9 protein-coding genes are annotated in these 11,774 nt (G+C 70.5%); 7 read left to right on the plus strand and 2 right to left on the minus strand.

Annotated features, from left to right (window positions below; all coding sequences use genetic code 11):
- The first annotated feature begins 25 nt into the window (after positions 1–25).
- The 5 genes from DES41_RS06110 (at position 26) to DES41_RS06130 (ending at position 7,065) form a co-directional block, all read left to right on the plus strand.
- Positions 26–946, plus strand: a complete 921-nt coding sequence (locus DES41_RS06110) for a branched-chain amino acid ABC transporter permease (protein ID WP_114466667.1) — start codon at positions 26–28, stop codon at positions 944–946.
- Positions 946–2,760 carry a branched-chain amino acid ABC transporter ATP-binding protein/permease gene (locus DES41_RS06115; RefSeq protein ID WP_114466668.1) on the plus strand — a complete coding sequence of 605 codons (1,815 nt, stop codon included), beginning with the start codon at positions 946–948 and terminating at the stop codon, positions 2,758–2,760. Before DES41_RS06110 ends, DES41_RS06115 begins: the two co-directional genes overlap by 1 nt.
- The gene (locus DES41_RS06120; RefSeq protein ID WP_114466669.1) at positions 2,753–3,475 is read left to right on the plus strand and encodes an ABC transporter ATP-binding protein; all 723 of its coding nucleotides are present in this window, start codon (positions 2,753–2,755) and stop codon (positions 3,473–3,475) included. Before DES41_RS06115 ends, DES41_RS06120 begins: the two co-directional genes overlap by 8 nt.
- Before the next feature lie 342 nt (positions 3,476–3,817).
- Positions 3,818–5,443 carry a GMC family oxidoreductase gene (locus tag DES41_RS06125; protein ID WP_114466670.1) on the plus strand — a complete coding sequence of 542 codons (1,626 nt, stop codon included), beginning with the start codon at positions 3,818–3,820 and terminating at the stop codon, positions 5,441–5,443.
- Positions 5,440–7,065 carry an AMP-binding protein gene (locus DES41_RS06130; RefSeq protein WP_114466671.1) on the plus strand — a complete coding sequence of 542 codons (1,626 nt, stop codon included), beginning with the start codon at positions 5,440–5,442 and terminating at the stop codon, positions 7,063–7,065. Before DES41_RS06125 ends, DES41_RS06130 begins: the two co-directional genes overlap by 4 nt.
- On the opposite strand, the gene DES41_RS06135 is transcribed toward DES41_RS06130, so the two are convergent.
- Positions 7,049–8,467, minus strand: coding sequence for an aminotransferase-like domain-containing protein (locus tag DES41_RS06135; RefSeq protein WP_114466672.1), 1,419 nt, complete (start codon positions 8,465–8,467; stop codon positions 7,049–7,051). The two genes, DES41_RS06130 and DES41_RS06135, sit on opposite strands and share 17 nt — an antisense overlap.
- Before the next feature lie 30 nt (positions 8,468–8,497).
- Here DES41_RS06135 and DES41_RS06140 point away from each other — a divergent pair, with 30 nt between their 5' ends.
- Together DES41_RS06140 and DES41_RS06145 are read left to right on the plus strand one after the other, a co-directional pair.
- Positions 8,498–9,847 carry a hydroxymethylglutaryl-CoA reductase, degradative gene (locus DES41_RS06140; protein ID WP_281277167.1) on the plus strand — a complete coding sequence of 450 codons (1,350 nt, stop codon included), beginning with the start codon at positions 8,498–8,500 and terminating at the stop codon, positions 9,845–9,847.
- A gap of 39 nt (positions 9,848–9,886) precedes the next feature.
- Positions 9,887–10,453, plus strand: coding sequence for a surface-adhesin E family protein (locus DES41_RS06145; protein WP_114466674.1), 567 nt, complete (start codon positions 9,887–9,889; stop codon positions 10,451–10,453).
- Here DES41_RS06145 and DES41_RS06150 read toward each other — a convergent pair.
- Positions 10,450–11,763 carry an amidohydrolase gene (locus DES41_RS06150; RefSeq protein ID WP_114466675.1) on the minus strand — a complete coding sequence of 438 codons (1,314 nt, stop codon included), beginning with the start codon at positions 11,761–11,763 and terminating at the stop codon, positions 10,450–10,452. The two genes, DES41_RS06145 and DES41_RS06150, sit on opposite strands and share 4 nt — an antisense overlap.
- Positions 11,764–11,774 lie beyond the last annotated feature (11 nt).

Below are 11,774 nucleotides of genomic sequence, written 5' to 3' on the forward strand. Positions count from 1 at the left end.
CTCGCGTGGTTCTCAAAGGGAAGACATGGGCGCGTCACTCCTGCAGGCGGTTTTCAGCGGCCTGGCGCTGGGCAGCATCTATGCGCTGGTCGCGCTGGGCTTCAACATCACCCACAACACGACCAAGACCTTCAACTTCGGCCAGGGCGAGTTCCTGGTGGCCGGCGCCTACGTGGCGGTCTCTGCCGTGCTGCTGCTGGCCGGCAAGCCGATCAGCGGCTCGCTCTCCGCCATCGAGGTCACGCCCGGCCGCTACCTCGCGGCGCTGGCCATCTCCATCGTGGTGCTGGGCGCCCTGGGCGTGCTGCTGTACCACGCGGCCGTCAAGCCCTTCGTGGGCCAGGGCGGGCTGGCCTGGGTGATGAGCACCATCGGCTTCGGCATCATCATCCAGAACACCGCGCTGGCGATCTGGGGCCCGGCACCGCTGGTGATGCCCTCCCCGCTGGGCAACGAGGTGATCCGCATCGGCGGCGCCGGCGTGCTGCCGCAGGAGATCCTGGTGCTGGTGTGCAGCATCCTGGTCATGGTCTGCCTGGACTTCGTGATGCGCAAGACCAAGATCGGCAAGGCCGTGCGCGCCGTCGCACACAGCGGCCCCGCCGCCACGCTGATGGGCATCAACGTCTCGGCCATCGTGGTGCTGGCCTTCGTCATCAGCTCGGCGCTGGCCGGGCTGGCGGGGCTGCTGATCGCGCCGATCACCACGGCCTCGGTCTTCATGGGCCTCACGCTGGCGCTCAAGGCTTTCTCCGCCGCCATCGTGGGCGGCCTCAACAACGCACGCGGCTGCATGCTGGGCGGCTTCCTGCTCGGGCTGATCGAGGCCCTGGTCGGGCTGTGGCAGGCCGAACTGCGCGAGATCAGCATCTTCCTGCTGATCATCCTGGTGCTGGTGCTCAAACCCGAAGGCCTGCTGGGCCGCCGCCTGGTGGAGAAGGTCTGATGCAGTTCGGCAAAGGACATGCCATCGGCGTGGCGCTGGCCATCGCCGCCATCGCGTTGGCACCGGTGCTCGTCACCAACGGCTTCTACCTCAAGGTGCTGTTCCTGATCGGGGTCAACTACCTGGCCGCAGCGGGTCTCAACGTGCTGGTCGGCCACACCGGCCAGAAATCGCTCGGCCACGCCGGGCTGTTCGCGGTGGGCGCCTACACCGCCGCGTTGCTGACGGCGCGCCTGGGCTGGAACCCCTGGCTGGCCTTCGTCGCGGCCGGCGCCATGGCCGGGTTGTTCGGCGTGCTGATCGCGCTGCCGGCGCTGCGCGTGCGCGGGCCGGCGCTGGCCATGGTCACGATCGGCTTCGGCATCGTGGTCGAGAAGGTGGTGTCGGAATGGCAGGACGTGTTCGGCGGCCAGGCCGGCATCTATGGCGTGGTGCCGCCCTCCATCGGCGGCAGCGCGCTCAACGACAGCCAGTGGGTCTGGTTCGTCGGCGCGCTGGCCATCGTGGCGCACCTGACGATCCGCGCCCTGCTGCGCGGCAAGTACGGCCGCGCCTTCATGGCCGTCAACACCGCCGAGGTGGCGGCCGAGAGCGTGGGCGTGTCGGTCTACACGTTCAAGGTGCTGGCCTTCGTGATCAGCGCCGTCACCTGCGGGCTGGCCGGCGCGCTCATCGCGCAGCAGAACCAGTACATCAACTCCGACTTCATCAACTTCAGCCTGTCGATCTTCTTCCTCTTGATCGTGCTGTTCGGCGGCAGCTCGGTCTACGGCCCGCTGGTGGGCGCGGTGGTGCTGACGCTGCTGGACGCCTTCCTCGCGCGCTGGCCCACGGCCCAGCACTTCACCTACGGCGCGCTGCTGCTGTTCGCGCTGTACGCCATGCCCGACGGGTTGTCGGGCGCGCTCGGCCGGCTGGCCAAGAAGCTGGTGCCGGCACTGGCGCGCAAGCCCGTGCTGCCCGCGCCCACCACGGGCTGGAAGCTGCGCGCCGCCGAGCGGCTGGCCGCGGACAAACCGCTGTTGCAGACCCGCGCCGTCTACAAGGCTTACGGCGGTGTGGTGCCCACGAACAACATCGACATGGAGCTCACGACCGGCCACATCCATTCGCTGATCGGGCCGAACGGCGCGGGCAAGACCACGCTGCTCAACATCCTGTCCGGGATCGTGCCGCCCGACCGCGGCAGCATCGAGTTCGCCGGGCAGAGCATCGTGCACATGGTGCCCAACCGCATCTGTGCCATCGGCCTGGGCCGCACCTTCCAGAACCTGAAGCTGTTCAGCGACATGTCGGTGCTGGACAACGTCAAGGTCGGGCTGCATCGCCACATGCGTGCCGGCTTCTGGTCCTGCCTGCTGGGCCTGCCCAACGCACAGCGCGAAGAGCGGGCGGCACGCGACGAGGCGCTGCAGATCCTCGATTTCCTGGGCCTGCTGGACAAGGCCGATGAAGTCGCCGGCAGCCTGCCCTACGGACTGCAGCGCCGGCTGGAACTGGCCCGCGCGCTGGCCACGCACCCACGCCTGCTGCTTCTCGACGAGCCCGCCGCCGGCCTGAACCCGCAGGAGACGCAGGACCTCATCGGCGTGATCGCCAAGATCCGCGACCTGGGCATCACCGTGCTGCTGATCGAACACCACATGGACCTGGTCATGGCCATCTCGGACCACGTGATCGTGCTCGACTACGGCGAGAAAATCGCCGAGGGCAAGCCCGGGCAAGTGCAGAACAACCCGCGTGTGATCGCGGCCTACCTGGGCACGGACGAGCCGGACGAGGACGACCTGGAACTGGAGGCCAGCCATGGCTGAGCCGCTGCTGCAGATCGACGCGCTCGAAGTGCGCTACGGCGCCATCGAGGCTTTGAAAGGCATTTCGCTGCAAGTGCATGCCGGTGAGGTGGTCACCATCATCGGCGGCAACGGCGCCGGCAAGAGCACGCTGATGAAGGCCGTCTCGGGACTGGAACCCGCACATGCCGGAACCATCCGCTTCGCCGGCCAGGACATCACGCGCGTGCCGGGCCACCAGCGCGTGGCACTGGGCATCGCGCAGTCGCCCGAGGGCCGGCAGGTGTTCTCCGACCAGAGCGTGCGCGACAACCTCATGCTGGGCGCCTACCACCGCAAGGCGTCCAAGGCCGAGATCGAAGCCGACATCGACGCCCAGTTCGTCGCCTTCCCACGGCTGCGCGAACGGCAGGACCAGATGGCCGGCACCATGTCGGGCGGCGAGCAGCAGATGCTGGCCATCGCCCGCGCGCTGATGGCCAAGCCCCAACTGCTGCTGTTGGACGAGCCTTCGCTGGGCCTGGCGCCGCTGATCGTGAAAGAGATCTTCGGCATCATCCGCGGCCTCAAGACGAAGGGCGTGACCATTCTGCTGGTCGAGCAGATGGCCAACCAGGCGCTGGCCGTGGCCGAGCGCGGGTACGTGCTGGAGACGGGGCGCATCACCTTGCAAGGTGAAGGACGGGCGTTGCGGCGCGACCCGCAGGTGCGGGCGGCTTACCTGGGGAAGCATTGAGATGGCGCCCTGCGCGGCTGTCTCCTCTTTCGAGGTTCAACCACCGTGGGGGCGGGACCACGCCGACGGTGTGCTTTGTTCCGCTCATGTCCCCCGGCTTCGCCTCCTCCTTTACTTCGCTGCACAGAACACACCATCGACGCGGTCTACCAGCGTCGCGTCGCACGGTCCAGCACGGCGCGACGTTTCCAAGGTCGGGGGTACTGGGTGGCCCCTGCAGCGAAATAAAGGAGGAGCCTGGGCCGCCTGCGGCCCAGGCGGGGGACATTCGCGGAAGGGGCCACCCGGTGGCCTCGGCCGACGCGCCACACCCGTGCCCGTCGACACCCAGGCGCCACTGACATGACCACCGACACCTTCGACTACGTGATCGTCGGCAGCGGCGCAGCCGGCGCCATCCTCGCGGCCCGCCTGGGCGAAGACTCCACACTCAGCATCTGCGTACTGGAAGCCGGCCCGCGCGACTGGCATCCGTACCTGCACCTGCCGGCCGGCTTCATCAAGGTGCTGTTCAACCCCGACTTCACCTGGCAGTTCAGCTCCGAGCCGACAGAGTGGACCGGCGGGCGCCGCGTGCCGCTGCCGCAGGGCCGCACGGCCGGTGGCTCCACCGCCATCAACGGCCTGGTCTACAACCGCGGCCAGGCCGAGGACTACGACGGCTGGGCCGCCCAGGGCAACCCCGGCTGGAGTTACGAAGAACTGCTGCCCTGCTTCAAGCGCAGCGAACGCCGCATCGGCCCCGGTGACGATGCGCTGCGCGGGCGCAGCGGCCCCGTGCCCGTGACCGACATCGACTGGCAGCACCCGGTGTGCGAAGCCTTCCTCGAAGGCGCCGGGGAACTGGGCCTGCCACGCAATCCTGACTACAACGGCGCGACGCAGGCCGGCGTGGGCTACTTCCAGCGCACCATCCACCACGGGCTGCGCCAGGGCACGGCGCCGACCTTCCTGACGCCAGCCCTGAAGCGCGGCAACGTGGCGCTGCGCAGCAACGCGCACGCCACCGGCATCGTGTTCGACGGGCTGCGCGCCACCGGCGTGCGGTATCGGCGCGGCGGCGCCAACGGCCAAACCGAGGTCGTGCGTGCGCGGTGCGAGGTCATCGTCTGCGCCGGCGCCGTCAACACGCCCAAGCTGCTGCAGCTGTCGGGCATCGGCCCGGCCGAATGGCTGCAGCGCGCCGGCATCCCCGTGCGGCATGCGCTGCCCGGCGTGGGCCAGCACCTCAAGGACCACTTCTCGGTGCGGTTGGTGGCCCGCGCCAAGAACGCGGTGACCATCAACGAACTCGCGCGCGCGCCGCGGCTGTGGAACCAGGCCGCGCGCTGGCTCGCCGGCCAGCCCAGCGTCCTGGCGCTGAGCCCCTCGCTCGCCCACTTCTTCTGGCAGTCGCGGCCCGGGCTCGCGCGGCCCGACCTGCAGGGCGTGTTCGCGCCGGCCAGCTACCGCGCGGGCTACGTGGGCATGCTGGACGACTACCCCGGCATGACCTGCGGCGTCTGGCAGCACCGGCCGCAGAGCAGCGGCTGGGTGCGGCTGGCCTCCGGCGACCCGTTCGCCGACCCGCTGGTGCAGCCCAACTACCTGGCCCACGAGGACGACCGCCGCGTGCTGCTGTACGGCGTGCGGCTGGCCCGCAAGCTGTTGCAGACGCGCGCGCTGGCACCCTACGTGGCAGCCGAAACCATGCCCGGCCCGGACGTGCAGGCCGACGACGAACTGCTGGACTACGTGCGGCGCTACGGTGTCTCGTCCTACCACCTGAACGGGACGGCGCGCATGGGGCCGGCCAGCGACGCGACGGCCGTGGTCGATGCGCAGCTGCGCGTGCACGGCATCGCTGGCCTGCGCGTGGCCGACGCGTCCGTCATGCCCGACATTCCTTCGGCCAACACCTGCGCTGCGTCCATGATGATCGGCGAGAAGGCCGCAGATCTCGTGCGCGCCCAACCTGCACGACCATGATCGACATCGCCCAGCACCCCACGCTGCACCAGGCCCTGGCGGCCGCCGCCCAGGCCTACGGCGCCAACCCGCTGCTGGCCATTCCCGCCAATCCGCAACGCAGCTACCTGCCGGACGGCCAGGAACTGAGCTTCGCCCAGATGCACCAGGGCGTGAGCGCACTGGCCATGCGCTACGCCGCCGCCGGCTACGGCCACGGCCACCGCGTGGCGCTGTTCCTGGAGAACCGGCCCGAGCACCTGCTGCACAAGCTCGCGCTCAACAGCCTGGGCGCCTGCTGCGTGCCCGTGAACCCCGACTACCGGCCGCGTGAACTGGCCTACCTGGTCGAGCACGCGCGCGTGGACCTGGTCGTGGTGCTGGACAGCCGCGTCGACGCGTTGCGCGCGGCGCTCGCCGAGTCTGGCCACCAGCCCGCGTTCGCCACGCTCGAAGGCTTCGCCGCCACGCTGCCGCCGGCCCCGCGCGACCCGCTGCCTGGCAGCGTGCACGGCGACACACCGGCCAGCATCCTCTACACCTCGGGCACGACGGGCCGGCCCAAGGGCTGCATCCTGTCGCACCGCTACGAGCTGGCGTCCGGCCACGCCTATGCCACGCGCGGTGGCCTGGCCACCTTCGGCGAGGGCACGGACCGCATCTACAACCCCTTGCCGCTGTTCCACGTCAACGCCTCGGTCGTCTCATTCCCCGGCGCACTGCTGACCGGCAACTGCCAGGTGCAGACCGACCGCTTCCAGCCATCGCGCTGGTGGACCGAGGTGCGCGAGAGCCGCGCCACCGTCGTGCACTACCTGGGCGTCATCGTGCAGATGCTGTGGGGCCAGCCGCCCGGCCCGCAGGACCGCGACCACGCCGTGCGCTTCGCCTACGGCGCCGGCGTGGAGCCACCCTTGCACGCGGCCTTCGAAGAGCGCTTCGGCTTCCCGCTGATCGAGCTCTGGGGCATGACCGAGATGGTGCGCATCCTGACCGACAACCACGCGCCGCGCCAGGTCGGCACGCGTGCCTTCGGCCGTGCGCAGCCCGACATCGAGGTGCGGGTGGTCGACGATGCCGACCGCGATGTGGACGGCGAGACGCCCGGCGAGATGGTGATCCGCCACAGCGCGGCCACGCCGCGGCAGGACTTCTTCTCGGGCTACCTCGACGACCCTGCGGCGACTGAGGCCGCCTGGCGCGGCGGCTGGTTCCACACCGGCGACATCGTGTGGCGCGACGCCACGGGCATGCTGCACTTCGTCGACCGGCGCAAGAACATCGTGCGCCGCTCGGGCGAGAACATCGCCGCGGCCGAGGTCGAGGCCATGCTGCTGACCCACCCCTGGGTCGAACAGGCCGCCGTGATGGCCCTGCCCGACGAGGTGCGCGAAGAGGAGGTGCTGGCCTGCGTGGTGCTCAAGCCCGGCGAGGAACGCTCCGAAGCCACGGCGCGCGCGCTGTTCGCGCACTGCAATGCGCAGCTGGCCTACTACAAGGCGCCCGGCTGGGTCTGGTTCGCCGACGCGATCCCGACCACGGCCACGCAGAAGATCCAGAAGCACAGCCTGTTCCCGGCCGGCACCGACCCGCGCACGCTGCCGGGCATTCTGGATCTGCGCGGGCTCAAGAAGCGGCGCTGACCGGGCGCGCGCCCTGGCGCAGGACGGCCTGCAGGGCGGATGCGAAGCGCGGGTCGAGCACCGTCCCCACGTTGAAGCGCGACCAGGGCGACACGGCCTCGGGATCGACGCTGAAGATGCGGCCCGGGGCCATCATCACCTGGCGTTCGAGCATCGCCTGAGCCAGCGTCAACGCATCCGGTGCGCCGGGCAGCCGCGCCCACAGGAACAAGGAGGCCGGGGTCTGCGTGAACAGCTCGGCGCCCAGGCCATGGAGCAGTTCCTGCGCGCGCAGCGTGGCCTCGGCAACACGCCGGCGCAGGTGCGCCAGATGGGCGAGGTACTGGCGCTCGCCCAGCAGCGTCTCGACCGTGCGCTCGCAGTACTCCGAGCTGCTGACGTGCACCAGCGCCTTGAGGTCCGCCAGGTCGCTGGCCAGGTCCACGCTGCACGCGATGAAGCCCACGCGCAGCGCGGCCGACAGCGACTTGGAAAAACTGCCCACATAGAGGGTGCGCTCCAGCGCGTCCAGCGCCGCGAGCCGCGTGGACTGCGGCGGCTTGAAGTCCGCCAGCGGATCGTTCTCGACGATCAGCAGGTTGTGCTGGCGTGCGAGCGCGAGCACGCGCTGGGCCACGGCGGGTGCCAGGTCCGAGCCCGTGGGGTTGTGCGCCAGCGACTGCGTGAAGAACACGCGCGGCCGGTGGCGCAGCAGCAGTTGCTCGAGCGCCCGCGTATCGGGCCCCTGCGGCGTGCGCGGCACACCCACTGTGCGCGCGCCGGCCAGGTGCAGCTTGCCGAACAGCGGGTAGTAGCCCGGGTCGTCCGCCAGCACCACGGCACCGGGCGGCACGAAGTAACGCACGATGATGTCCATCGCCTCGTTGGCGCCATGCGTGAGCACCATCTGGCGCGTGCCGGCGGCGATGCCGAAATCCGCCAGCCGGCGCACCAGGCGCTGGCGCAGCGGCTCGTAGCCGAAGCGGTTGCCATAGCGGAACAAGGTGCCCAGCCCGCCGCGCGCCACCTTGTGGTGGTGCCGGTCCAGCCGCGCGCCGGCCAGCCATTCGACGGGCGGAAAGCCATCGCCCACGTTGAGCTGGCCCGGCTCCTCGCGCAGCTGGTTGCGCATGAGCCAGACGATGCCCATGGCCCGGCCCAGCGAGCCGGCATCGTCCTCGGCCGCCGCGGCCGCTGCGCGCGCCGGCGCCTTGACGAAGAAGCCCGCACCGCGGCGCGGCTCGACCAGTCCGCGCGCGACCAGCAGCTCGAAGGCGGCCACCACGGTGTTCTTGCCGAGCCCGCGCTGGCCCGCCAGTGCGCGCAGTGAAGGCAGCTTGTCGCCGGCGCGGAAAGCACCTTGCAGGATCTGGTGCTCCAGCGTGTCGGCCAGCTGGACGAAGATGGATTCGGTGGATGGCATGGGCGTCAGCTGTTCCGCCGAACTGTACCTGTGCGCGCGGGTACAGCCGACCCAGAATGCCGCCACACCAACACCGACGGAGACGACACCATGGGCAGCGATTCGCGCCTTCCGAACTTCCGCGCGCTGAGCCCGGCGCAGCGGCTGGACCACATCGCCCAGGCCGCGGGCCTCAGTGCCGAGGAGCGTGCGCTGCTGGAGCAGCCCGGTGCGCTGCGGCTGGAGCTGGCCGACGGCATGATCGAGAACGTGATCGGCCGCTTCGAGCTGCCGCTGGCCGTGGCAGGCAACTTCCAGGTCAACGGGCGCGATGTGCTGGTGCCCATGGTCGTGGAAGAGCCTTCGGTCGTGGCAGCCGCCTCGTACATGGCCAAGCTGGCGCGCGAGGGCGGGGGCTTCGAGACCTCGAGCAGCCTGCCGCTCATGCGCGCCCAGGTGCAGGTGCTGGGCATCGGCGACCCGCAGGGCGCGCGCCAGGCCTTGCTGCGCCGGCGCGACGAGATCCTGGCCACGGCCAACGCACGCGACAAGGTGCTGATCGGCCTGGGCGGCGGCTGCCGCGACATCGAGGTCCAGGTCTTCCCCGACACACCGCGCGGCCCCATGCTGGTGCTGCACCTCATCGTGGACGTGCGCGACGCCATGGGCGCCAACACCGTCAACACCATGGCGGAGGCCGTGGCCCCGCTGGTCGAGCAGGTCACGAGCGGGCGGGTGCGGCTGCGCATTCTGTCCAACCTGGCCGACCTGCGGCTGGCGCGCGCCCGCGTGGTGCTGACGCCCGAGACGCTGGCCACGCCCGAGCGACGCGGCGAGGACATCATCGAAGGCGTGCTCGACGCCTACGTGTTCGCGGCCGTCGACCCCTACCGCGCGGCCACGCACAACAAGGGCATCATGAACGGCATCGACCCGGTGGTCGTGGCCACCGGCAACGACTGGCGCGCGGTGGAAGCCGGTGCCCATGCCTATGCCGCCCGCAGCGGCCGCTACACCTCGCTGACCTGCTGGGAGAAGGATGCGGCCGGCCGCCTGGTCGGCAGCATCGAGATGCCGATGCCGCTGGGCCTGGTGGGCGGCGCCACCAAAACGCACCCGCTGGCCCGGCTCGCGCTCAAGATCATGGGCGTGCAATCGGCCCAGGAACTGGCCGAGATCACCGTGGCCGTGGGCCTGGCGCAGAACCTGGGGGCGCTGCGCGCGCTGGCCACCGAGGGTATCCAGCGCGGCCACATGGCGCTGCACGCGCGCAACATCGCGCTCGTGGCCGGTGCCACGCGCACGCAGGTCGACGCGGTGGCCGCGCGCATGGTGGCCGAGGGCGATGTGCGCGTGGACCGCGCGGCGGCGCTGCTCAAGGAACTAGGCGACGCTGCCTGACTCAAGACTGCGCCGCGCGCGCCGATAAGCCCGGGGACCATGCGCTTTCTGCCGATTCCCCTGCTCCTTGCCTGTGCCTGCGTGCCCCTGGCCGCGGCGGAATGGACCGAGTTGCCGCTGCCGGCCAGTGCCGGCATGGCGGTCTACCAGGAGCCCGGGACCGAGCGCTCGCGCCACGGCAAGTTCGTCGGCAGCTTGCTGGGCAATCCGCGGCAGTCCTGGTTCCTGGTCGACTATGCGGTGCCACACCGCTGGGGGCTCTACGAGGTGCGCTCGTTCAAGCAGTGGCTGGAGTTCGACTGCAAGGACTCCAGCATGCGGGTGCTGGCGCGGCTGTACTACGAAGGCCCCATGGGCCAGGGCCGCGTTCTGGTCAGCGAGCGCGAAGCGCGCCACTTCGTGGCCATCGTCCCGGGCGAGCCGGAAGAGGCCATGCAGCGCGCGGCCTGCGCCTACCTCCGCAAGGAAGAGCAGCTGGCCGCGGCGCCGGCAGCAGTGCCGGCGCCAGCGCCGCCGGCAGAGCCGACGGTCACGGCGCCCGCACCGCAGGCGCAGCCCCAGCCCGTCTACACGCCGCTGGAGCCGGCCCCGCGCGCTGAGCCCTAAGGCGCCCCCAGGGCCGTCAGCACGGCCACGCTCATGGCCTGCACACTGGTCTTGATGGACGGCTCGGGCACGGGCGCGAAGAAGGGTGAGTGGTTGAACGGCAGCGGCTTGCCGCCCGGCTTCATGGCGGCCGCCACGTCGTCGGGCGCCGACACGCCGACGAAGAACATCATGCCGGGCACGCCTGCGTTGAGGAACTCCGAGAAGTCCTCGCTCGCGGTGATGGGCGGCACCTGCGCGATCTGCACGCCCGGCAGCGCAGCCTTCAGCGCGGCCGTGGTGCGGTCGACCACCGCCGCGTTGTTGACGATGGCGGCGCCGCCTGGCACCAGGTCCACCTGCGGCTCGGCCGCGCCACCCATGGCCGCGGCCGCCAGCGCCGTGCGGCGGATGCCGGCCAGCAGCTTCTCGCGCACCTCCGGCTGGTAGGAGCGGATGGTGCCGCGCAGCACCACGGTGTCGGGAATGATGTTGCCCACCGTGCCGCCCTGGATGGCGCCGATGGTCACCACGCCGAACTCGGCCGGGTCTTTCTCGCGGCTGACCACGGTCTGCACGTCCGTGATGAAGCGCGCCGCAATGGTGATCGGGTCGATGGTCTTGTCGGGCGCCGAGCCATGGCCGCCGCGGCCCTTGAAGGTGATCTCCAGCCCATCGGAGTTCGAGCTGGTCGGCCCGGCCCGGTAGCCCACGAAGCCGTAGGGCGAAGGCGAGCTGTGCAGCGCGAACGCGAAGTCAGGCTTTGGAAAGCGCGTGAACAAGCCGTCGGCCAGCATGGCCTTGGCGCCCGAGACGGTCTCCTCGGCCGGCTGGGCGACGAACATCAGCGTGCCCTTCCACTGGCTCTTGAGCGCGACCAGCGTGCGCGCCGCGCCCACCCAGCTGGCCATGTGCAGGTCGTGCGCGCAGCTGTGCGCGACGAAGGTCTCGCGGCCCGCGTACTGGGCCTTGACCTTGCTGGCATAGGGCAGGCCGGTCTTCTCCTCCATGGGAAGGGCGTCCAGCTCGGTGCGCACCAGCACCGTGGGGCCGGCGCCGTTGCGCAGCAGCGCCACCACGCCGGTGCCGCCGACCTTCTCGGTCACCTCGAAGCCGAGCTTGCGCATCTCCTCGGCCATCTTCGCGGCCGTGCGCACCTCCTGGAAAGCGAGCTCGGGATGCGCATGCAGGTCCTTGTAGAGCGCCTCCAACGCGCCATACATGCCGTTCACGAGCGGCGCGACCTGCTGCTGCGTCTGCGCCGACGCGCAGGTGGCAGCCAGGCCCAGAAGGCCGGCCAGCACGCTCAAACGGAGGGAGGGTTGGGACATCTGTTTTTTCC

This window comes from Pseudorhodoferax soli, assembly GCF_003337555.1.
Taxonomy (GTDB): domain Bacteria; phylum Pseudomonadota; class Gammaproteobacteria; order Burkholderiales; family Burkholderiaceae_C; genus Pseudorhodoferax; species Pseudorhodoferax soli.